Below are 21,944 nucleotides of genomic sequence, written 5' to 3'. Positions count from 1 at the left end.
CTACCTCCACCGTTTCCGTTCGATCACCTGGATACTGAGCACGACGAACAGCACCGCCAGCGACACGTAAAAGATCACGTCCGGACCGTTCACGACGCCTTTGGTCAGATTCGAAATACGGTCCGGCAGCGAAAAAGGCTCGATCCAGGCGGACAGCTTCTCGCTCTGGGACGTCATCGAACCGGCCAGCCAGAACATCAGCAGCAGCACGAAACCCGCCACGGCCGATACCATCTGATGCTGCGACAGCGACGAAGCGAAGAGTCCGATCGCCATCATCGAAGCCCCCATCAGAAATACGCCAAGTACGGACAGCCACAGCGTCATCAGATTCAGATTTCCGAACAGCGACATGATCGCCGGATAGACCAGGTTGCATACCAGCAGCATCGTCAGTACCCCGAGCGAAGCCAGATATTTGCCCAACACGACTTCCGTCACGCTGGCCGGGGAGGTGAGCAGCAGCTCGTCCGTGCCCTGGCGAAACTCCTCGGAGATCAGCCGCATGGTCAGAATAGGAATCACGATCAGCAGCATGAACAGCATGTCGCTCAGAATCAGCCGGTAATCGAGGATGCTCGGCTGAAAAGTCACGAAATCCACATAGAACATGAAGCTGGACATCAGAATATAAATGGCGAATGCGAAATACGAAGTAGGCGTCAAAAAATACAGCCGAAGTTCTTTGCCCGAAATGGCCAGAATACGATTCATGCGCGCTCCTCCCCGCTCTGCGTATCCGTTTCAACCCGGACGCTGCCGTCCGTACCCAGGCCGTCCTTGCCGACAAGGCCGTCCGCTTGGTCTTCGGTTGTCAGCTTCAGGAATACGTCTTCCAGGGTCAGATTTTCTTTGTGCAGTTCCAGAATCGGCAGATCGGCCTCGGCCAGCAGCCGGAACAGATCCAGCCGGAAATCTTCCTGCCCGTCCGCGGTCAGGAGGGCGCGTACCACTTCGGACGACGAAGCGAAGAGATCAACGCTCTGCGGCAGCGCGGCGACCGGCTCTATTTCTGCGGCCGTCTCCGTTTCCGCGAGCAGTTCATGCGAAGGTGCCGCCGGGTCGGTGCCGTTCTCGACCGACGTTCGTTCGACAGCCAACTGTTGGTGAGTCGACTGTTTACTCTCTAACGATTCGGTTTCCGACGTTTGTCCTTTCGGTTCAGGAACGGAACGGATCTCGGCCGTGATTCCGCGCGATCCGGCCCATCCGCTCAGCACGGATTCGATCCGCTCGCGCTGTCCGTAGACTTCCAGCGTTACCGCGAAGCGGTTCTCCATCCGGGCTCCGATCTCGTCCGGCGCTCCGTCCATCACCAGTTCGCCGCGGTTGATAATCAGCACCCGGTCGCACAGTGCGCCCACTTCCTGCAAAATATGCGTGCTGAGCAGCACCGTATGGTTCTCGCCCAGCTCCCGGATCAGGCTGCGAATCTCGATAATCTGGCTCGGATCAAGGCCCGACGTCGGTTCGTCGAGCACGAGCAGATCGGGCTTGTGAATAATCGCCTGGGCCAATCCCAACCGCTGTTTGTACCCTTTGGACAGATGCCGGATCGACTGCCGTTCCCGCCCGCCGAGGCCGAGCCTTGCGACCATTTCCGCCGTCCGAAGCTTCTGCTCCCGCGCCGGAACGCCGCGCAGCTTCGCGACGAACTTCAAATACGCTTCGACGGTCAGATCCGGATACAGCGGCGGCGTTTCCGGCAGATAGCCGATCTTGGACCTCGCTTTCCTCGCTTGTTCGTGGACGGACAGGCCATCGACCGTGATCGTTCCTTCCGTCGGATACAGATAACCGGTAATCATGCGCATCGTGGTCGTTTTGCCCGCACCGTTCGGCCCGAGAAAACCGACGATCTCGCCGCGCCGCATCGAAAAATCGATCTCCCGCACGCCCCGTCCGCCGTCATACCTTTTGCTTACCCGCTTCACTTCGAGCACTGCGCTTCATCCCTTCTTCGTTCTTTATGTAGAGCCTAGGCCTGCAAGCAGGCGTCCAAACTTTTCTCACTATAGGCCGGAAAACATAAAAGAAACTTAAATGGACTTTAATCGCGGCTCAAAAAAATGTGTCTAAATTGTGAACGGATAGATTCCGCTGCTCCTCGTTGAATCGATCTTTTTGTGGACAAAAAAGGACCTCCCGGTAAAGGGAGGTCCTCAACGTGTCGAGAAAGGTCTGCTGCCAAGTGAAGCGAGGAGGCGGAGGGAGAAATTCAGTGAAGGAACGATAGTGTTCGCCTTTGTGGTACAAGTTCATCCAAAATCAGGATATGAACTTGCACCGTTAATCGGGAAAATTCCGCTAAAACCCAATCCTTTTTCCCGATTTCAACACGCGACCGGAACGAATTTCTCCCGCAGCCGACGAGCTTCTACAACGAATAGGACTTTCTCGACAGCCTGAGGACCTCCCGGTAAAGGGAGGTCCTCAGGCTGTCCGGAAAATCCTATTCGCTAGAGAAATGCAGGCGCAAGCCGGCTTAGATCCGCAGCTCGTCCGGGGCATCTTCCGGCTCGCGTTCGATCGTCTCCATCGCGTCTTCCGGCTTCCTGGATTTGAACGCCGCGATGATCTCTTCCAGATCTTCGCGGTCGAGCAGCACCACGCCGTTGTAGGCGGCGAGTTTGCGGCAGGCGGCCGTATATCGGCCGGACGTCAGCACGACCGCGCGCTGCGCCCCGTATACGCGCATCGAGCCGTAGACCTCCTGCACCGCCGACAAACCTACCGGATTGCTCATCGCGTAACGTTTGGCCTGAAGCACGGTTCTCGCCCCGTAACGATCTTCAAACACCAGATCCGCGCCGAAATCTCCGCTTGCGGTCGTCTTGTGTACTTCGCGGTAGCCGAGTTCGCCGAACAGCCGATGCAGATAGCGCTCGAAGTCCGATCCGTCCAGCATGCCGTCGATATCCTTGAGCGTGATCCGGCGCGGATCGAGCTGGCGAAGAATCCGGCGCCGGCGCAGAGCGGCCAGCCGAAACGCGAGCAGAAACAGAAGAAGCAGCGCGCCCAGCGCGATCCACGGAAGCGGACCGCCCGGCAGCGCGGCGGATAGTTGGTCCCAGGTGTTCATACCGTCCGCTCATTCCTCCGCTTCCGGATTTTCTTGCCCGCTTCGCTCCGCCGACTCGCAGCACGAAGCTTCGCCGATCTTCAGACGCTGCAGGATCGGTTCGCCCGCAAAGCGCACATCTCCCGTGTACCCGATCCCGCGCAGGATAAAGGTCAGCACATCTTCGATTTGAGTCTCCGTATCCGGAAACTCTTCCGCCATGATCGGGGTCAGTCCGCTCCGGTTATCCCCGAACAGCACGCTCCCGAGCAGCTGCACCATCGTCATGTCGAGCGAACGGAAATGAAAATCGCCCTGCTCCCGTCCTTTTTCCAGAAAGCCGCGAATCAGCTTCCAGGCCGGCGTTACCCGCTGCTGGACAAGCGCCGTACGGGGCGTCTGCCGGACCATCTCCTGATGAATAATGCGCGAAATTTCCGGGTCGGCGCTGCGAAACAGCACAATCTCCCGCACCATCGTGCAGACGCCTTCAACCGGATCCAGCTGCATCTCTTCCAGAATCCGGCTTGCTTCGCCGATCGGAATAAACGCATCCAGCACCGCTTCGTACACATGCTCCTTGCCTCCGTAATAGTAGGAGACGAGCGACAGATTGGCGCAGGCTTCCGCGCAGATCTCCCGCACGGTCGTCGCTTCGAAGCCTTTTTGTGCCGTCAGCTTTTTGGCCGCCCGTACGATTCTTGCTTTTACATGTTCTTCTTCCATGCCCATGCCCGCCCTTTCTCCCGTTAGAAATCGTCTGCGTAACGGCGCGCGGAATATACCGAAGTCCAGCGCTCCGACGCTTCGATCCCGGTCGATTGACGCTTCAAAAAAAGGCCGCCGCATCCGCGGCGGCCTGGCATGCTTCGTTCTTGTGTTCCGTACGCTCAGATCTCAATCATACCATTATGCTTCGGCTGCCGCTACAACCGGAGGTACCGGAGCCTTGTCGCGGCGAAGCGCCGTCGAACCGATAATCAGCACCAGAGCGGCGGCCAGGATCAGCAGCAGCGCAGCGGCGTCTCCGCCGGCGCTTGGTCCGCCGAACAGCGTATTCATCAGTCCGTCGACCGCATAGGTAGCCGGGAAGATACTGCCGATGCTCTGATAGAAGTCCGGCAGAAGCTCGCGCGGCATCATTGCACCGGACGAGACGAGCTGCACCGACAGCACCAGAATGTTGAACAGCATGCCCGCCATTCCGAACAGGAACAGGAACATCTGGGCGACGAACATGAAGGTCAGCAGGAACAGGGCCTGGAAGCCCCAGAGTGCGAGGAAGCCGTGTGCCATCTGTCCGCCGAACGCCGCGACGAGCGACGTACCGACGAGCGAGACGATTACCGATGCGGCGGCCGTTACGATCAGGCGGACCGCCATCCGCTGCCAGCGGCCGAAGCGGGCGCCAAGCGCCATCGACGAGACCTGGAAGTTCTGTCCCATGATCATCGCCCCGACGTACGAAGCCAGCACCATCATCATCGGCACCATCTGGTTATTCATTCCTTCAACGACATTGACCGACTCGACGTTGGACACGACGCGTTCGGACAGGACGCCCGCCGCAGTCTGCGCCGCTTCCGCCGGCAGTTTGCCCTGAGTCGACAGGATACCCGTCAGGCCTCCCGCGATCGCCTGCTTGTTGACGCCCCCCGTGATCGTGTCCGCGACCGAAGTCATCATGTTCTTGATCATGACCGGGTTGGACTCGTTGATAAAATAGTTCAGTACCGCCGGTTCCTGCGACTGCGCCGCGGATGCGAAATCCGCCGGAATCTCGACGATCATCTGCACCTCGCGATTTTGCAGCATGTCCTGCGCTTCGGCAAGCGTCATATCCGTCTTGACGCCGACCGGCAGGTTTTCTTTGAGATTCTGCACGATTGCCGCGCCCATCTGTTCGTCTCCGTTTACGATCGCAACGTTCAGACGATCGATCCGATCCGTCATTCCCTGGTACCCCGTCATCCATATTACGGTGAAAATCAGCTGAAACAGCACGGCGGTAATAATCCCGACCTTGGTTGTTGGCAGCTTTAAGAAGGCTTTGAATACCTGTCCCATCCGGTTCTCCTATTCCCGGTTCCGCTCTGCGGATCCCGATTAAACTATCGTTTAAAACATTTGTTTTAAACTTTGCTTTTGCATTATATATGACAAAACAGACAGGGGTCAAGAAATATTTTCAATTTTAGATATCATCCCTCAAACCGCACAACCACGGCTTTTATGATCGCAAAAAAAGCCCGCCGGATACTGATCCGCGGACTTATTTTCAACTAAATTGTTTATTTGCTTACATTTTCATCAGCACGGTGGCGGATAAGCTTGGGATATCTTCCGCGCCGCTGCTCTACTGCGCTTGAACCGTTATGTCGTACACAACCGGCACATAGACGACCGCCGACGCCGAATAGACAATATTGGCGCTGCCTGCATTGGGCGAGGTTGCTTCGTACACAATGACGGCTTCCGTATCCGAGACGAAGTCGATCCGGCGAACCTTGAGTCCATAGCCGGTTCCCGGCAGATTGGTGCGCGTCAGCGTGACTTTGTTAAAGTCGGCATCGACATTCTCCACTTTGTAGGTCACCGTAGCCGTACCGGAAGAAGCGTAGCTTTTGTTGACCATACGCTCGGCGTAATAGATCATCTCCGCCGCTTCCATCCGGGTGATGGCAGCCGTAGGCCGGAAATTCTTCTTGCTGTCGAGCGAAGCGACCTTGGTCATCAGCAGGTATTCGACGGCGACGCGGTTCTTGGACGCAATTTGTTTGGCATCCGTGATCGATGTGTATTTGCTGACTTTGGCGTAATTGCCTTTTTGCAGCAGGCCGAGATACAGCAGTTTGGCGAACTGCTGGCGCGTCGGATTGGCGTTCGCATTCCAGGTCCCGTCGACCGTAACTCCGCGCTCCAGCGCCGTTTTTAACGCCGGGGCGTACCAGGCATTTTGCGGCACGGATACGAACCACGAAGGCGCGTCCGTTTTCTTTTTGGCGGCGTCCAGTCCGATCGCATCCACGATCAGCTGCACGGCCTGCGCGTTCGTCAGCTTGGCATTCGGAGCGAACTTGTCGGCGGTTACCCCCTGGATCAAGCCCTTGTCTTGCAGCGATTGAATGATAGAAGCCTGTTTGTCATCGGTAATATCCGAAAAAGCATAGCCCGGCACTGCACCCAGCAGCATCCCGGCCGCGACAAAAAAGGCCAGAATACGGGTTCGAGTATGGCTTCGCATGATGATTCCCCCCGGCGATTCGTTTCTTGAACGTTTTCTTTCGCTATCATATCATTCCGGGCAGAGTTCGTCGGCGAATTTTCTATACTTTTCCTATAAAATCACTCCGCTCTCCCCGAAGACCTTCTTCAGACGGCAAAATGGGTATAATGAAGAAGCAGGCCGTTTGCCTCGACCGATCATCCGCGCAAACGGCAAAACCACGCAGCAGAGGAGCACTACCGCCATGAAACCGAATTACCTGGAGATCGATGCGATCGAACAATGGGAAGCGCTGCTTGCACAGTCGCACGAACAGGCCATTGCCCTGCTCAAGCACAGTACAGCCTGTCCGATCAGCGGTGCGGCGTTCAAAGAGTTCAAAGTCTATACCCGCAAACCCAAGCGTCCGATTGTCTGCGCGCTGGTCAAAGTGATCGAATCGCGCCCCGTCTCGAACGACATCGAAGAAAAGCTCGGGATCAAGCACGAATCGCCGCAGTTCCTGCTGATCCAGAGCGGAAAAGTGTTATGGCATGCTTCGCACTGGGACATCACGTATGAGCGGATCGAACAGCAGGTGAATGCGCAGATTGCCAAAGGTTGAGAGGCGAAAGCGTAGAGGAACAAGGAAAGGAATGTCGGAGATGAACGATAAAGACAAGCTCCGCGCGGAATTCGACGCGGCGTTTCTGAGCGATCTGGCGGCGGCCGAAGCATCGGGGGAAGCCGACGAACAAAGCGGCGTTTCCGCCGAGGATGACCTCGCGGCCCTGGCTCCGTTCACCCGGGCCGTAGTCGAAGTGATCCGCGCCATTCCCGAAGGAAAGGTCATGAGCTACGGTCAGGCCGCCGCCGCTGCCGGCAGTCCGCGCGGAGCGCGGCAGGTTGTGCGCATTCTGCATACGCTTAGCCGCAAATATTCCCTCCCCTGGCACAGAGTCGTCAATATCCGCGGCGAAATCGCGCTGGACGAAGACGGCGGCGGGAGCGAGCAGCAGCTTCGGCTGGAAGCCGAAGGCATCGAATTCGGCCTAGGCGGCCGGATCGATCTGAACCGGTATCGGCATGAGGCGGGCGGGAAGGAACACGAAGATAAAAGCGAAAGCCACGATCACCAAAACCGCTAATCGGCTGGCGGTAGTAAGAGCGATGCAGCCCGGTATCAGGCGGACAGGTTCCGCTTTTGCTTCAGTTTCCGATAAGCTGTACTGCTATTTAGGTCCTGTAAGGCCGATCCAGCAAGCCCAGATAAAACCTCTCCATGGCTCGAAAGCGAACATCCGAAAAGCCCGACTTGACCCGCTTCAACGGAATCTTTGCTTGGGGTTGAGTCTTTTTGTTCAGCTCCGCCAGGCTCTAACGGATCGTCCTGCCGTTAGAAGCTTTTTTTGGCGTGCTCCGAAATTTTAACGGAACGAGCGGACGCTTAGCGATAAGAAAGGAAAGAAAACCGCTTTTTTTCCGTATAAAAATGGATCTAACGGACATACGATCCGTTAAAAATCCAAGAACCTGAACATCGCGCTCTTAGCGTCTCTACGTTCCGTTAGAATATGCGGCGGCGATCTCCCGCATCAGATGTCATCCCCCTCACTTGCTCCTTTTTGCATGACCGCTTTTTTTCAAGCTATTCGGCTTACATGACCTACTGCACCGCTTGTTCCACTTGCCGGGTTCATGGGCGGCTCCTTTTTAGTCAAAATAATGCGAGCTGTACGGTCCGCTGTAGATTCCGCTGTCGCGCACCGTATATACGGACTTCAGCTTCGGCATGCTGCGCAGCAGCTCCGGTTGTTCGTCGATCAGCAGATTGTCCGACAGATTCAATGTGCGCAGATTGCGCAGATCCGCAAATTCCTCCGGCAGTTCCCGCAGCCCCGTATAATGGATACTTAACGACCGCAGACGCTTCAACTGGCCAATCTCGGGCGGGAGCGACGTCAGCGACAATTGTTCTTTGGGCAGCAGCTTCCAACCTTCGGGACCCGCTGTCGATCTGTGGCTTCGGGCGCTGTGTGGCAGCAGAGGCACGTTAGAAATTTCCAGCCCGCGCAAATTGCGCAAACGGCCGATACCCGCGGGGATGCTGTTCAAATTGCGCATGCATAAGATCAGGCTTCGAAGCCGCTCAACCTCGAACAGGGCGTCCGGCAGATGTTCCAGTGTCTCGTCATGCACCTCGAGAGTCCGCAGCCACGGGAGCTCGCCGACTCGCTCCAGTGCCTCGGCCGCTCCCGGCCCCATCAATTCCAGCAGATCGTAACGATGATGCCGGGTCAATTCAAGCATTTGGAGCGGATCTCGAAAAGGCGTATGCGGAATCAGGAACACGCCCGGAATTTCGCGATACAATCGTTCGGCTTCTTCGGGTGTCGCATCCATGCCGGCCGTATCTTCATGTGACATGCTGTGTATCAGACAGTTCCCGTCGTCGTCCCAAAAGCACAAATCTTCCGGCAGCTCCGGATGAATCCACCCGAACAGATGCGAAGTCGTCGCCTTCAAAAAGTCGGCCGTTTCCGGGCAGCACCGGTAATGCCAGAACAAATCGTCGTACGAGCAGTCCTGATAGATGCCCTCGTCGTCTTCGTAGCCGTTCTCGCAGTGATAGACTTCTTCGTGTGCGAAGTAAGGTTGGATTTGCTCCAGGATCGGCCATTCCGGCAGCGGGGGATCTTCCGGGTGCCTCACCTTCGTAATACGCGGTCCTTTGAGCGAAAACGTAGCGGCGCGGGCGCTCATATAATCGATCAACTTGCGGTAAGCTTCGCCTTTGGGATCGTTGTAGATCAGCATCGATGCCTTCGCCTCCTTTTAGCTATCTATGATATGGACCAATTATATGGACAAACGCCCGCTCCAACCAGCAAGTTACGAATTCGGCAAAAAAAGTTCCAGCCGCACATCCGTCGACGGGAAACGTCAACAATTTCACCGGGATTCCTTTTGGTTTTGCGCTTTTGCCTATACAATAAAAGATAATGAACTTCACCAACACTTTATAAAATTTCGACCTAGGAGACCTATAGATGATCAAATCGCAGCGCCTCAACCAAATCAAGGAATACGTATTTGAACATGAATCCGTCTCGCTCGAAGAGCTGGTGCAGCACTTCGGCGTATCGATGAATACGATCCGCCGGGACGTCAAAGACCTGGTGGACGCCGGTTTGTTCCGCAAAGTGTACGGAGGCGTGTCGGTCAACCATTCCACGCTGGTCGTATTCGACGAACGCAAAGACCGCAACTTGACCAAAAAGCAGGAGATCGGCCGGCTGGCCGCGCAGCATGTCGAGGACGGCGACGTGATCTTTGTCGATTCCGGCACGACGACGCTCGAACTGCTGCCTTACATCAGCCACAAACAGCTCACCGTCGTCACCAACAATTTCGATTTTATCCATCAGGCCAAGCCGTATCCGGGACTGACGATCTTCTCCACAGGCGGCATGTTCGAGCGCAAAACAGACTCGTTCGTCGGCTTCCAGAGCATCGAACTGCTCAAAAAATACAATATCACCAAAGCGTTCGTCGCCTCCACCGGCGTCTCGCTCACGAACGGCGTGACCAATTCCTCGCCGCTGGAGACGGATCTCAAAGCGACCGTGGTCCAGAAAAGCCTGAACGTGTTCCTCCTGATCGACGACAGCAAATTCGATAAGTACGCGCTGACCACGTTCTGCATGCTGAGCGACATCGACGTGCTCGTGACGAACAGCGTGCCGAGCGAAGCTTACATGCAGTATGCGCGGGAACACCAGGTGCAGATCGTAACGCCTTGAACAGGAGAGTCGAATCCGGTGCGGGGAAAATCGGAGCGAGGGAAAGCGATGCGGGTTCGGGCGAATGCGGTACCGAGGAAAATCGTGCGGGTTCGGGCGAATCCGATACACGAGAAACCATTGAAGATTGGGACGAATGTGGTACAGGGAAAATCGAGCCGATTCGGGCAGTTTTCTGCTTCCGGTCCGGCTGGCCGTCTTCCGGTGCCGGTCGGATGTGAGGTACGGCAGAGTTACTGAAAAAAGTTAATGTTGTACTTATGCATACGCCAAAAAGCCTCTGCGGAAGGAGTATCCTTCACGCAGAGGCTTCTTTTTGCATGGACCGGCCCGATTGCCGCAGCGCAGCCCGACTTTGCGAGCGAGTGCGGCATAGGCCGAGCTAAACCGAGCTAAACCGAGCTAAATGTGATCATTTCGCTCACATTTTCACGTCAAAACGGCTCTACTGCCGAAAATGCTGCCTATATGATCACTTTTTTGCTTAAAAGACACTCATTCCGGCAAAAACGTCGAAAAATGTGATCAAAAGGATCACTTTTTCGCCGATTCGGTCTTTTCCCGCCTGAAATGTGGTCGAAAAGTCAACATTTCGCCTCAAGCGCCCCACTCCACTCGGCGCTCCAAGCTCACCCCTTCAAACCGCCAACTCCCACCCCTCAATACTGCTTCGCCGTCTTGAGCATCTCCGCCCGGCGCGCGTACGCGGCCTGGACGGCTTCGCTGCCCGATACTTCGGCGACGCCGACGTTCCACCAGTTGTCGTAACCTTCGCTCATCGTCTTGGGCAGCACTTTCATCTCGATCAGCGTCGAGACGTCCTGACGTTTGGCGTCTTCGATCGCGGCTTGCACTTCTTCGGCCGTGTTCGCGCGGTAGACTTTGGCTCCGTAACCTTCGGCGATTTTGGCATAATCGATGTTCATGATCGCGCCCCGGTGGTCGCGGAATTCGCACTGGAAGCTGCCGCCGCCGTTGCCCATCTGCAAGTTGTTAATGCAGCCGAAGCCGGAGTTGTCGAACAGCATAATATTGATCTTGTTGCCGGTCTGAAGCGCCGTCACCAGCTCGGAATGCAGCATGAGGAAGCTGCCGTCGCCGACGATCGCGTACACTTCGCGGTCCGGCTTGGCCAGACGCGCGCCGAGCGCGCCGGCCACTTCGTAGCCCATGCACGAATACCCGTATTCCAGATGGTACGTATTCGGCACCTTCACATTCCACAGCCGCTGCAGATCGCCGGGCAGAGAGCCGGCCGACGAGATCACGATGCTGTCCGGGCTCACCGCTTCGTTGATCGCGATCAGCGCGGTCGTCTGCGCAAGTTCCGTGCCGAGCGCGTCGGCGTATTCGTTCAGCGTCTCCTGGGCGAAATGGCCTTTGATCTCCGGATCGAAGCCTTCGCGCTCGAACGAGATGCCGCCCAGGCGATTCCGTTCGGCGTCCCACGCGGCCTTCAGTTCCGCGATGCGCGTGCCGAACTCGCTCTCGTAGCCGCCGAGCCGTTCGTGCAGCGCCGCGATCGATGCTTTGGCGTCCGCGACGACAGACAGCCCTTCCAGCTTGTACGTCTGCATCCGGCTGACGTTGATGTTCAGGAACGACGTCTTGTCGAAGTCGAACGCCGTTTTGGACGAGGTCGTAAAGTCCGTGTACCGGGTGCCGATGCCGATCACGAGATCCGCTTCGCGCGCCGCGGCGTTGGCGGCCGACGTTCCGAGCACGCCCGTGCCGCCGAGATGGTTGGCGAAGGTGTACTCGACCGTCGATTTGCCGGCATGCGTCTCGACGAGCGGAATGTTGTACGCCTGCGAGAACGCGATCAGCTCTTCGCGGGAGCCGGAATATTTCGCGCCGCCGCCGACGAGCAGCAGCGGCTTGCGGCTGGCCCGGATCAACTGCGCCGCCGCGTCCAGTTCGCGTTCGCTCGGCTGGAGGCGGTCCATGTAATGCACTCTTTTGCGGAAAAAGCCTTCGTCGTAATCGAACGCTTCTCCTTCGGTGTCCTGGCAGATGCAGATCGTCGCCGGACCGCTGCGGGCCGGATCGGTCAGCACTTCGAACGCCCGCAGCAGGCTGCTCATCAGCTGCTCGGGGCGCGTGATCCGGTCCCAGTAGCGGGATACCGGCTTCAGCGCGTCGTTGGTCGTGACGGCGAAGCTGTATTCCTGCTCGAACTGCTGCAGCACCGGATCGGGCTGGCGCGAAGCGAACGTGTCCGCCGGCAGCAGCAGCACGGGCAGGTTGTTGGCGAGCGCCGTCGCGGCCGCCGTAACCAGGTTGGCCGAACCGGGGCCGGAAGACGCGGTCACGGCGTAGATGCTGCGGCGCAGCTTTTCTTTGGCGTAGGCGATCGCGGAATGCGCCATGCCCTGCTCGTTTTTGCCCTGGAACACTTTCAGATGGCCGGGGTCCTGCTCCAACGCCTGGCCGATCCCGAGCACGTTGCCGTGCCCGAACACGGTAAACACGCCTTCGACGAACGGCGTCTCTTCCCCGTCGAAAGAAATATACTGCTGGTTCAGAAATTTGATCAGCGCCTGCGCTGTCGTCAATCGAACGGTCTGGCCCATAGGGATATCCACCTTTGCTTCTTGGATTGGAAACAAGCGGCGCCTTCCGCTCAGAGAAGGAGCCGCCTGTCGGAACGTGTGCGTCAGGCGTGCGGCACAGGCTGCCCCGCGATCAGCGCTTCGATCTCTTCGACGGCAGGCATCGCGTCCGACGAGCTATGCCGGCTGACGACGATGGAAGCCGAAGCGCTGCCGTAGCGGAGCGCCGTCTCCAGGTCTTTGCCGCGGATCAGCGCGTACAGGAACGCCGAAGCGTACGAATCGCCCGCGCCGAACGTCTTGAGCACCTGCGTCCGGTAGGCGTGCGCCCGGAACGTGCCGCCTTCGCGCGTATACGCGTACGAACCTTCGACGCCGTGCTTGATCACGACGATCTCCGGCGCGTGCTTGAACAGATTCGCCGTCGTGGCTTCGTTGGCGCCGCCGACGACGGCGTTCTCCATGATATCGTATTCGTCGCGCGTGCCGATCACGATATGGGCCTGCTCGGCGACGAGCGAATAATAGACGGCCGTCTCTTCCGGCGTCTTCCACGTGTACGGCCGGTAATCGAGCTCGAACACGATCTTCACGCCGTGCTTTTTGGCTGCCTGCACCGCCGTGAGCACCGCTTCGCGCGACGGACTCTGCGCCAGCGCCGTGCCGGACACGACCAGCATGCCGGCGCGCCGGATATAATCTTCGTCCACTTCGTCCGGTCTCAGGTACAGATCGGCTACGTCGTCGCGGTACATGAGAATGCTGCATTCGTCGGGACTTTTAATCTCGGTAAAAGCGAGCCCCGTCTTATGTCCTTCGGTATCGACGGTCAGGCCCGACACGTCGATGCCCGCCCGCTCCATATAGCCGCGGATAAAGCGTCCGTGCTGGTCGTCCGCGATCTTGCCGACGAAGCCGGCCCGGAGGCCGAGCTTGGCCGAGCCGATCGCGATATTCGCGGGAGAGCCGCCGACATATTTGGTAAACGTCATCGTCTCTTCCATCGGGCGGTTGTATTCGGTCGCGTTCAGGTCGATGCACGCCCGCCCGATCGCGATCAGGTCGAACTTGCTGCCGCTTGCTTCACTGGTCATTGGTTCACAGCCCCTTTGGCTTATCGCTTATTCGCTCTGGGTTATTGCTTGTTCGCTGTTCGTGCGCCGCATCAGTCGCGGTCCAGAATCCAGGCATGGTCCGGGTCATTGTGGAATTTCCACACGCGCGTCGGTCCGGCCATTACATTCAGGTAGTAGGACGCATACCCGTCGGGCACGCCCACCGGATGGTAGCCGGCCGGCACGATCACGACGTCGCCGTGTTCCACCGCCATCGTCTCGTCCAGGCTGCGGTCGTCCGTGTACACGCGCTGGAACACGAAGCCCTGCTGCGGATCGAGTTCGTGGTAATACGTTTCTTCCAGGAACGATTCGTCCGGCAGATTGTCGCGGTCGTGCTTGTGCGGCGGATAGCTGGAGAAATTCCCGCTCTCCGTATACACTTCGACGACGAGCAGGCTGCTGGCCGAAGGATCGGAATCCGGCAAAATATTGTGTACCATGCGCCGGTTCTGGTATTTGCCGCGCTGCTCGCTCCCGACGTCCCGAGCCGCGATAAGCTTGGTCGGCAGCGGATGCAGCGACGGCGAGTAGCACAGCGCTACCTGCGCCGCTGTCGCGGCTTCCACACGAATCGTCTTGCCTCCGGACACGAACACGCTGTCGGTCGGTTTGCGTTCGAACACACTCTCCCGGGTGCCGATATCCGCAAAAACATGTTCCCCTTCGGTCACCGTAATCCGTCCGGTCAGCGCTACGATGCAGCATTCGTCGCCGGCGAGCGTCTCTTCGTACGCCGCGCCCGGTTCGAGTCCGATCAATCGGAAACCGACGTACGCTAGGCCGGAATCCTTTTTCATCACTTCCTGGATGATCTTCGCTTCCCCGCGCTGTTCGTTAAGCGGTTTGCGCTGTAAATGACTGACCACGTGCAGGCCTCCTTTTCCCGCGATCTTGCTGCGGATTCAACGGTTTGTATGTTTAATAGATCTGTTTTATCTGTTCGTTTATTCGAAAGTCGGTTCCGTGTAACGCGCCGTCACGACTTTTTTGCGGGTATAGAAATCGACGCTGTCTTTGCCGTTGGCGTGCAGCGTGCCGTAGAACGAAGATTTCCAGCCCGAGAATGGGAAGAACGCCATCGGGGCAGGGACGCCGAGATTGATCCCGAGCATGCCGGCGTCGATATTTTCGCGGAAGTAGCGGATCGCGTGCGCATTGCCGGTGAACAGGCAGGCGCCGTTGGCGAATTCCGATTTGTTGGCGATCTCGATCGCTTCCTTGAGGTTTTTGACGCGGATCACGGACAGAACCGGCGCAAAAATCTCGTCTTTCCAGATCGTCATGTCCGGCGTTACGCCTTCGAAGATCGTCGGTCCGATAAAGTAGCCGTCGTCCGACATCCGCTCCCGTCCGTCGGTCAGCAGCGTCGCGCCTTCTTCGAGTCCTTTTTCGATATAGGACAGGGTGCGCGTCTTGTTCTCTTCGCGGATGACCGGGCCGAGGAACACCCCGTCGTCCAATCCGTTGCCCATTGTGACGCCAAGCGTCTTCTCTTTGAGCCGAGCGATGAACTCGTCCGCGATGCCTTCTTCGACGGTCAGTACCGCGCACGCCATGCAGCGTTCGCCCGCCGAGCCGAACGCCGCGGAGACGACGTTCGTGATCGTGTCTTCGATATGGGCATCGTTCAGCACGATCGTATGGTTCTTCGCTCCGGTGAGCGCCTGGACGCGCTTGAGGTTCTCGCTGCCTTTTTTGAACACGTATTCGCCGACCGGCTTGGACCCGACGAACGAGATCGCCTTGATCTCGGGATGCTCCAGAATGCCGTTGACCACGTCATGCGCGCCGTACACGATATTGAACACGCCGTCCGGCAGGCCCGCTTCGGTAAACAGCTCGGCCAGTCTCTCCGTCAGCAGCGGCGTGCGCTCGGACGGCTTGAGGATAAACGCGTTGCCGAGCGAGATCGCCATCGGGAACATCCAGCACGGCACCATCATCGGGAAGTTGAACGGGGCAATGCCGCCGACCACGCCGAGCGGATACCGGTAGTTCGCCGCTTCGACATCCGTCGCGATGGTCGCGAGCGAATCGCCCATCATCAGCGAAGGCGTGCCGGCCGCGAATTCGACGTTCTCGATGCCGCGCTGTACTTCGCCGCTCGCTTCGCTCAGGCTTTTGCCGTTCTCGAGCGTGATCAGCCGGGCCAGTTCGTCTTTGTGTTGGCTCAGCAGCTGCTGGTAGTTGAAGAGGATGCGGGCGCGCCGGGGAACGGGCACCTTTTTCCACTTTTCAAAAGCCGCCTGCGCGACTTCCGCCGCATGATCCGTATCCGCTCTCGTGGACAGGGGTACCCGGCAGATCACTTCTTTGGTAGCCGGATTGTAAACGTCTTCATATTGGGTCGTCCGGCTCTCGATCCATTGGCCGCCAATATAGTTCTTGAGCTTTCTTGCGGCAGTCGGGGTGGTGGACATGGTGTGGCTCCTCTCGCAGTCGTGTCCGGCGCGCAACGCTGTTCGCCAAAACCGCTGTCACTTTTGGTCATGTTTTGATTATATTTGTATGATATCCAAACCAAACATGCCCGTCAAGTCTAAATAAGCGCTTCAAACCCGGGATTCAACCTATTTTTGCAAAGATCGCGGCCTCTTTTCTTCCTGCTTAGTTTATATTGTATCCGTTATCATTTCAAATACGCACTCGAATTTATACGATAAAAACAGATTTTGTTCTTTTTTAATTAACTATTGATTATGTTTTGGACATTATTTATAATTTTGCGTATCAACCGTACAGGAGAATGCCTATGAAAGTCCGACGGCTTCAGGAGATCGAACACTATATTCATGACCGCAAAAACGTAACGCTGGACGAATTGTGCCTCGTCTTCGACGTATCCAAAAACACGATCCGCCGCGATATCAATCAAATTCTGCAAAGCGGCTCGATCGAAAAAGTCTATGGAGGCGTCGTCTCGGCCGAAAAGCTCATTTCGTTCGAAAACCGGAACATCGAATACCGGACCGAGAAAGCGGAGATCGGACGCCTGGCCGCGGAGTATGTGGAAGAGAACGATTTGATCTTTATCGATTCCGGTACTACCACGCGCAATCTGATCGATTTTCTGGATCCCGACAAGCATCTGACGATCCTGACCAACAGCCTGGATGTCATCAACGGCGCTTCGGCCATGCCGAATGTCCATCTGCTGGTCGTAGGGAGCACCTACAAACGCAGTACACGGTCTTTTGTCGGCGTGGACGATCTGCGGACGCTTGAGAAATACAACGTCAACAAAGCATTCATGTCCGCTACCGGCGTCAATCTGGTGCACGGGCTGACCAATTCCGATCTGCTGGAACACGAAATCAAGAAATCGGTCGCCGGCCGGGCGGAGCAGCTGATTCTGTTGGCGGATTCCAGCAAATTCGGCCGTTCGACCCTGCTGACGTACGCCGACTTTCCGGATCTCGACGTTCTCGTCACTTCCCGGGAACTGCCTCCGGAGTATGCGGATTACTGCCGGACCTATGGAATCGCGCTGCGGCAGGCGTGAATCCATGGCGTCTGCCTCTTCTACAGGAACAGACGCCGCCTTCTATTCCGACTTCGCCAAAAACAAAAAAACGTTCCGATTCTCCCCAACGGGAAATCGGAACGTTTTGGTATGTACGGCTTATTTCCCGGGAAACGCTGCAGCGGCGTATCCGGCGCCGCGCCGCGCAGCGTTCCCTGCCGGATCAGGCAGACAGCTGCCCCTGGCTCAGGCTTGGCTCAGCGTTCTCTCCTCATACAGCGCAGGCTTCGTATCGAACACGATCTCTTCGCGCTCGCCGCTCTCCTGGGCTTTGACGCAGGCATCCGCCGTAACGGCCGCTACATATCCGTCCCAGGCGGTCGGTCCCTGCAGCATGCCGCGGCCGACCGAATCGATGAAATCCTGAATTTCGCGGTCGTACGCTTCGATGAAGCGGTCTTTCCAGTCCATCAGGATCCGGGTGCCGTAAGTCGCTTCCTTGCGGAAAGAGATCGATGAAGGCTCGGGCAGCTTGACGATCCCGTCTTCCCCGATGACTTCGCACTGGATATCGTAGCCGTAGCGGCAGTTGACGAAGATCTCCGCCGTAATCAGGACTCCGCCCTGCGTCTCGATCATCACGACCTGGGGATCGCGCATATGGCTGAGCGCATGGCGCGTTTTTCTCGGATAAGACACCTGAACGGATTTGTAGTCGTCGGCAATCAGCCAGCGAAGAACGTCGATCTCGTGGATCAGCGTATCCGTAATCGCCATATCGGTCGTATAGGTCGGAGACGATTCGGGGTTGCGGTGCGCGCAGCGGATCATCAGCGGTTCGCCGATCAAGCGCTCGTCGATCGCCTGCTTGAGCTGGACGTATCCGCTGTCGTAACGACGCATGAAGCCGACCTGCACGAGCCGTTTGCCATGCCGGATCTCTGCATCGACGATCCGGCGGCAGCCTTCGGCGGTCGTCGCCAGCGGTTTTTCGCAAAAGACGTACTTGCCCGCTTCGATCGCGGCCAGCACGCTGCCTTCGTGTGCCGGGCCCCAGCTCGTGACCAGCACCGCGTCGACATCGCCTTCGGCCAGCAGCGAATGGTCGTCCGCGTACACCGAGGCGTTCAATCCGAAGCTCTGCGCGGCCGCTTCCGCCGCTTCCCGGTTTACGTCCGTGACCGCCGTAATTTGTCCTCCCGACAAATTGGACGCGATACGCCAAATATGGTCTCTGCCGATTGCGCCCGTTCCGATAACTCCGATCTTCAATACCATCCTTTGTTCCTCCTCGCGTTCGTTGGTCAAGACTGCGTCAGCAGATGTTCGTCGATATAACGGCGGGCAATCAAAGCATACTCCAGCGGGTGCGCCACCTCGGGATCCTGCTCGGCCTCGATCACGATCCAGCCCCGGTACCCGCTTGCGATCAGTTCGGCGTAGACTTCTCTGAAGTCGATACAGCCGTCGCCGGGCACCGTAAACATACCGCTCAGGAACGACTGCATGAACGATCGGCCTTCCTGGCGGCAGTCGTCGAGCACGTCCCGGCGCGCATCCTTGAAATGAACATGGCCGATCCGCCCGATCTGTCTGCGCAGCAGCTCCATATAGTCACCGTCCGATACGAAAATATGGCCGGTATCATACAGCAGTGCAACCTTGGAAGCATCGGTTCCTTCCATCAGCCGATCGACTTCGGCCGCCGTCTGTACGCCTGTTCCCATATGGTGGTGATACACGAGGCGAAGTCCGTATTCCCCGGCAATTTCCCCAAGCGTCTCCAATCCTGCGCACAGCCGAACCCATTCTTCCTCGTCAAACACAGGCTTTTCCGCAAAAACGTTATGCCCCGTTCCCTGGATACTTCCCGTCTGCTCGGAAACCACGATCACGTCGGCTTGGACTTCTTGCAGGTAAGCGCACTGCTCGCGAAACGGACCGATCACGCGTTCCAGACCGTCGCGCAGCAGGTAGCTGCTGAACCATTGACCGGCGATCCGGAGTTTGCGAAGTTCCAATTCCCGGTTCAACAGGCGGGCTTCCGGGAAAAATCCGCCGACTTCGGTTCCCTCGAAGCCCGCTACGACAATATCGCTCAGCAGATGCTGCAGCGTATTGCCCGCGCCAATCTCCGGCATGTCATCGTTACGCCAGCCGATCGGCGCGATTCCCCAGGCGATATGTTGTTCGTTCATAACCTTTCCCCTTTGCGATAGGTTGAATGTTTCGAATGATTCTGTGATGTATTGATTAACTTTTGGTCATATGTGATTATACAGTACGGTTAAAAGCGCTTTCAGTCAACTCCTTTCTGCAATCTGCTACATTTTTGCCTCAAATCCTAATCTCCTCTAAGCTCATCGGGATTGCGTGCCGATACGTAGAGATAGCTCAACTTGCGGACGTGCACGCCGACCGGCGGCATAACCGCTTATCTATCCAAGATTAGGGAGGAACCTCATCCATGAATAAAAAGCATCTGTCTGTCGCGCTGTCTTCCCTGCTCGTTCTGCCTTTACTGGCTCCGTCGGGTACACCGTCGACTCCAACGGCTTTTGCCGCAGACGGCCCCGATCAGGAAGTCGTGATTGTCTATAAAAACGAAGACGGCAAAGACGCCGCCCTCGAACAAAGCGAAGAAATCCGGCACGAATTCGAGACGGTTCCCGCCGTGTCGGCCGCCGTCAGTCCGGAAGAACTCCAAGATCTCGCGCAGAATCCGGATATCGCCTATATCGAACGCAATATTTCGTTTCGGACGACCAACGTTGAAGAAATGAGTACAACTCCTTCCGCAAACTTCGATGAACAGTCGCGTTGGAACTATCAAGCCGTTGCCCCTAATATGATGTGGCAGCAGGGCTTTACCGGGCAGGGCGTCAAGGTCGCCGTTATCGATTCCGGTATTTCTCCTCATCCGGAGTTGAAGATCGCAGGCGGCATGTCCTCCGTCGGACCCGGCACAAACTCTGACTACGCGGACGATAACGGCCACGGCACGCATGTTGCCGGCATTATCGCAGCCGACAGCGGAAAAGGCCTGGTCACTGGTGTTGCTCCCGGCATTTCTCTCTACGGCGTTAAAGTATTGGATTCGGGCGGCACCGGTACGCTCCAAGATGTGCTGGAAGGCTTGGACTGGGCAATCCAGAACGATATGAATATCATCAACCTCTCGCTCGGTACTCCCGATGATTCGAAAGCTCTGCACGATATGGTCGATAAAGCCTACAATAAAGGGATCGTGGTCGTCGCTTCCGCCGGCAACAGCGGAACGGCTTCGAACATCAATGAAGATACGGTCAACTATCCGGCCAAATATGAGAGTGTTATTTCGGTAGCCGCAGTTGACCCGAATTTGGATCATGCAGCCTTCTCGTCGGCCGGACCGCGAGTAGACTTTTCCGCTCCCGGCGTGGCGATCGCATCGACGTATCCGGCTGCTCTCGGTTATTCTTATCGCGGAATGAGCGGGACTTCGCAAGCGGCTCCCCATATCGCCGGCGAACTGGCTCTGCTCAAGGAGAAAAACCCTTCCGCCTCTCCTGACGTTCTGCGCCAACTGTTGAAAGATTACACGGTGGATCTCGGAGATTCTGGCCGCGATCGCTTGTTTGGAGAAGGTTTCGTGACGTTTAAGTCGACAACTGATACGAAGGCAACGAATGAAGTAAGCGGCGCAGACGTTATCTCCTCCACTTCGGATAGCCTGACACTGGGCTGGACGCTTCCTGCCGATTACGATTTCAAAGAAGTTCGCGTATATAACGGATCTTCGATCCAGCCGACTACTGTAACAGGCGTCACTTATCAAGCGACAAACCTGACTCCCGATACCGCTTATCAGTTCCGTCTCACCACAGTGGATACCGCTGGCAACGAATCGTTGGGCGTTACCGTTTCCGGAAGAACACAACTTCTTCCGGCTGAAAACGAAATAGCTCAGACTCCGGTTCAACCGACCTTGAGTGAACCCGTTCCGACTCCGGATGCTCCACCTGCCGTTGTTCAAGCTCCTGTCACCGTGACGCCGGCCCCTTCGGGAGGCAGCGCACAGATTCCTTCGGGTGGTGGTGGTGACGGTGGCGTAGCACCTGCTCCAGTCGTGTCGGCTCCGGCCGCGGTTCCGACCAAACCAATCGTAACCCCTGCTCCGGCGACAACGGTCAAAGCCCCTGTCGCTCTGCCTTTCACCGATGTCGCTCCGACATTCTGGGGCCGTGAGACAGTCGCTTGGGCTTATGAACGCGGTCTGGTCAAAGGGTATGGCAGCGGCCAACTCAAACCAAACGCGACCGTAACCGAAGCCGAATTCCTTGCGATCCTGATTCGCGCGTTCGAACCCCAAATTAAAAACGCCGCGGCAGGAACATGGTCGAATACGTACTATGAGCGTGCCAAGCAGTTGAATCTGCCGCTTAAAGGCTATACGTCCAAAACGGCCCGCAGCCAGAATCTGATGCGTGTTCAAGTCGTTGAAATGCTGGCAGCGGCCAATGGCTCAAGCCTTACGGGCAACGAGGCAATCCGTTATGTTCTGTCTGTAGGCATTGCCAAAGGCAGCAGCAAAACCGAGAAGACGGTCGCTTCGTTTAACGGAAGCCGGACGCTCACCCGGGCGGAAGCTCTTCAATTCGTTAAAAATCTGACTGAAAGCAGCACAGGCGGCTTGAAATAACGTTCGCAGGGCTTCAAACTAGAAGATTCCGGCTTGGTCCAGCCGCATTTTGGTCTGAAAA

18 protein-coding genes are annotated in these 21,944 nt (G+C 57.0%); 5 read left to right on the top strand and 13 right to left on the bottom strand.

The genetic code is table 11. From position 1 onward, the window contains the following. From HRQ60_RS07660 to HRQ60_RS07635, 6 genes are all read right to left on the bottom strand, one after another. Positions 1-714 (bottom strand): ABC transporter permease subunit, encoded by a 714-nt coding sequence (locus tag HRQ60_RS07660; protein ID WP_172195065.1) that lies wholly within the window; start codon positions 712-714, stop codon positions 1-3. Further along, positions 711-1,943: an ATP-binding cassette domain-containing protein gene (locus HRQ60_RS07655; protein WP_172195064.1), complete on the bottom strand. Its 1,233-nt coding sequence runs from the start codon at positions 1,941-1,943 to the stop codon at positions 711-713. The genes HRQ60_RS07660 and HRQ60_RS07655 overlap by 4 nt, the downstream gene beginning before the upstream one ends. A gap of 542 nt (positions 1,944-2,485) precedes the next feature. Beyond that, the gene (locus HRQ60_RS07650) at positions 2,486-3,082 is read right to left on the bottom strand and encodes a restriction endonuclease (protein WP_172195063.1); all 597 of its coding nucleotides are present in this window, start codon (positions 3,080-3,082) and stop codon (positions 2,486-2,488) included. A gap of 9 nt (positions 3,083-3,091) precedes the next feature. Further along, positions 3,092-3,793: a TetR family transcriptional regulator gene (locus HRQ60_RS07645; protein WP_172195062.1), complete on the bottom strand. Its 702-nt coding sequence runs from the start codon at positions 3,791-3,793 to the stop codon at positions 3,092-3,094. A 177-nt stretch (positions 3,794-3,970) separates the two neighbouring features. After that, positions 3,971-5,128: a YhgE/Pip domain-containing protein gene (locus tag HRQ60_RS07640; RefSeq protein ID WP_172195061.1), complete on the bottom strand. Its 1,158-nt coding sequence runs from the start codon at positions 5,126-5,128 to the stop codon at positions 3,971-3,973. Between the two features lie 289 nt (positions 5,129-5,417). Next, on the bottom strand, positions 5,418-6,305 hold the full coding sequence (locus tag HRQ60_RS07635; RefSeq protein WP_172195060.1) for an S-layer homology domain-containing protein: 888 nt from the start codon (positions 6,303-6,305) through the stop codon (positions 5,418-5,420). A 226-nt stretch (positions 6,306-6,531) separates the two neighbouring features. Here HRQ60_RS07635 and ytxJ point away from each other — a divergent pair, with 226 nt between their 5' ends. Together ytxJ and HRQ60_RS07625 are read left to right on the top strand one after the other, a co-directional pair. Further along, entirely contained in the window at positions 6,532-6,891 is a 360-nt protein-coding gene (gene ytxJ, locus HRQ60_RS07630; RefSeq protein WP_172195059.1) for a bacillithiol system redox-active protein YtxJ, read from the top strand. A gap of 166 nt (positions 6,892-7,057) precedes the next feature. After that, positions 7,058-7,414: an MGMT family protein gene (locus HRQ60_RS07625; RefSeq protein WP_172195111.1), complete on the top strand. Its 357-nt coding sequence runs from the start codon at positions 7,058-7,060 to the stop codon at positions 7,412-7,414. A 565-nt stretch (positions 7,415-7,979) separates the two neighbouring features. Here HRQ60_RS07625 and HRQ60_RS07620 read toward each other — a convergent pair. Then, positions 7,980-9,083: a leucine-rich repeat domain-containing protein gene (locus tag HRQ60_RS07620; protein WP_172195058.1), complete on the bottom strand. Its 1,104-nt coding sequence runs from the start codon at positions 9,081-9,083 to the stop codon at positions 7,980-7,982. 233 nt (positions 9,084-9,316) lie between these two features. Between HRQ60_RS07620 and HRQ60_RS07615 the strand changes: the two genes are divergently transcribed. After that, a complete protein-coding gene (locus HRQ60_RS07615) occupies positions 9,317-10,069 on the top strand; it encodes a DeoR/GlpR family DNA-binding transcription regulator (RefSeq protein ID WP_172195057.1) in 753 nt (250 codons plus the stop codon). 659 nt (positions 10,070-10,728) lie between these two features. On the opposite strand, the gene iolD is transcribed toward HRQ60_RS07615, so the two are convergent. From iolD to iolA, 4 genes are all read right to left on the bottom strand, one after another. After that, a complete protein-coding gene (gene iolD, locus HRQ60_RS07610; RefSeq protein ID WP_172195056.1) occupies positions 10,729-12,642 on the bottom strand; it encodes a 3D-(3,5/4)-trihydroxycyclohexane-1,2-dione acylhydrolase (decyclizing) in 1,914 nt (637 codons plus the stop codon). Positions 12,643-12,725: 83 nt separating this feature from the next. Then, positions 12,726-13,715, bottom strand: a complete 990-nt coding sequence (gene iolC, locus HRQ60_RS07605) for a 5-dehydro-2-deoxygluconokinase (RefSeq protein ID WP_172195055.1) — start codon at positions 13,713-13,715, stop codon at positions 12,726-12,728. A 71-nt stretch (positions 13,716-13,786) separates the two neighbouring features. Further along, the gene (gene iolB / locus HRQ60_RS07600; RefSeq protein ID WP_172195054.1) at positions 13,787-14,605 is read right to left on the bottom strand and encodes a 5-deoxy-glucuronate isomerase; all 819 of its coding nucleotides are present in this window, start codon (positions 14,603-14,605) and stop codon (positions 13,787-13,789) included. A 78-nt stretch (positions 14,606-14,683) separates the two neighbouring features. After that, positions 14,684-16,159, bottom strand: coding sequence for a methylmalonate-semialdehyde dehydrogenase (gene iolA, locus HRQ60_RS07595; protein WP_172195053.1), 1,476 nt, complete (start codon positions 16,157-16,159; stop codon positions 14,684-14,686). A gap of 332 nt (positions 16,160-16,491) precedes the next feature. On the opposite strand from iolA, the gene HRQ60_RS07590 reads away from it, so the two are divergent. Further along, positions 16,492-17,241, top strand: coding sequence for a DeoR/GlpR family DNA-binding transcription regulator (locus HRQ60_RS07590; protein WP_172195052.1), 750 nt, complete (start codon positions 16,492-16,494; stop codon positions 17,239-17,241). Positions 17,242-17,448: 207 nt separating this feature from the next. On the opposite strand, the gene iolG is transcribed toward HRQ60_RS07590, so the two are convergent. Both iolG and iolE read right to left on the bottom strand, forming a co-directional pair. Next, entirely contained in the window at positions 17,449-18,480 is a 1,032-nt protein-coding gene (iolG, locus tag HRQ60_RS07585; RefSeq protein WP_172195051.1) for a bifunctional inositol 2-dehydrogenase/D-chiro-inositol 1-dehydrogenase, read from the bottom strand. Between the two features lie 26 nt (positions 18,481-18,506). Continuing rightward, positions 18,507-19,400, bottom strand: a complete 894-nt coding sequence (gene iolE / locus HRQ60_RS07580) for a myo-inosose-2 dehydratase (RefSeq protein ID WP_172195050.1) — start codon at positions 19,398-19,400, stop codon at positions 18,507-18,509. Between the two features lie 269 nt (positions 19,401-19,669). Here iolE and HRQ60_RS07575 point away from each other — a divergent pair, with 269 nt between their 5' ends. After that, a complete protein-coding gene (locus HRQ60_RS07575; protein WP_172195049.1) occupies positions 19,670-21,883 on the top strand; it encodes a S8 family serine peptidase in 2,214 nt (737 codons plus the stop codon). Positions 21,884-21,944 lie beyond the last annotated feature (61 nt).

The sequence above is a fragment of the Saccharibacillus qingshengii genome (assembly GCF_013185195.1).
Taxonomy (GTDB): domain Bacteria; phylum Bacillota; class Bacilli; order Paenibacillales; family Paenibacillaceae; genus Saccharibacillus; species Saccharibacillus qingshengii.
This window is presented reverse-complemented; position numbering and strand designations above follow the sequence as displayed.

What these genes read in the sequence shown, in the direction of transcription:
- iolA (WP_172195053.1), bottom strand. Translation starts at nt 16,159, where the DNA reads ATGTCCACCACCCCGACTGCCGCAAGAAAGCTCAAGAACTATATTGGC.
- HRQ60_RS07650 (WP_172195063.1), bottom strand. Translation starts at nt 3,082, where the DNA reads ATGAACACCTGGGACCAACTATCCGCCGCGCTGCCGGGCGGTCCGCTT.
- iolC (WP_172195055.1), bottom strand. Translation starts at nt 13,715, where the DNA reads ATGACCAGTGAAGCAAGCGGCAGCAAGTTCGACCTGATCGCGATCGGG.
- HRQ60_RS07645 (WP_172195062.1), bottom strand. Translation starts at nt 3,793, where the DNA reads ATGGGCATGGAAGAAGAACATGTAAAAGCAAGAATCGTACGGGCGGCC.
- iolE (WP_172195050.1), bottom strand. Translation starts at nt 19,400, where the DNA reads ATGAACGAACAACATATCGCCTGGGGAATCGCGCCGATCGGCTGGCGT.
- HRQ60_RS07635 (WP_172195060.1), bottom strand. Translation starts at nt 6,305, where the DNA reads ATGCGAAGCCATACTCGAACCCGTATTCTGGCCTTTTTTGTCGCGGCC.
- HRQ60_RS07575 (WP_172195049.1), top strand. Translation starts at nt 19,670, where the DNA reads ATGAATAAAAAGCATCTGTCTGTCGCGCTGTCTTCCCTGCTCGTTCTG.
- HRQ60_RS07620 (WP_172195058.1), bottom strand. Translation starts at nt 9,083, where the DNA reads ATGCTGATCTACAACGATCCCAAAGGCGAAGCTTACCGCAAGTTGATC.
- HRQ60_RS07590 (WP_172195052.1), top strand. Translation starts at nt 16,492, where the DNA reads ATGAAAGTCCGACGGCTTCAGGAGATCGAACACTATATTCATGACCGC.
- ytxJ (WP_172195059.1), top strand. Translation starts at nt 6,532, where the DNA reads ATGAAACCGAATTACCTGGAGATCGATGCGATCGAACAATGGGAAGCG.
- HRQ60_RS07660 (WP_172195065.1), bottom strand. Translation starts at nt 714, where the DNA reads ATGAATCGTATTCTGGCCATTTCGGGCAAAGAACTTCGGCTGTATTTT.
- HRQ60_RS07640 (WP_172195061.1), bottom strand. Translation starts at nt 5,128, where the DNA reads ATGGGACAGGTATTCAAAGCCTTCTTAAAGCTGCCAACAACCAAGGTC.
- HRQ60_RS07615 (WP_172195057.1), top strand. Translation starts at nt 9,317, where the DNA reads ATGATCAAATCGCAGCGCCTCAACCAAATCAAGGAATACGTATTTGAA.
- iolD (WP_172195056.1), bottom strand. Translation starts at nt 12,642, where the DNA reads ATGGGCCAGACCGTTCGATTGACGACAGCGCAGGCGCTGATCAAATTT.
- iolG (WP_172195051.1), bottom strand. Translation starts at nt 18,480, where the DNA reads ATGGTATTGAAGATCGGAGTTATCGGAACGGGCGCAATCGGCAGAGAC.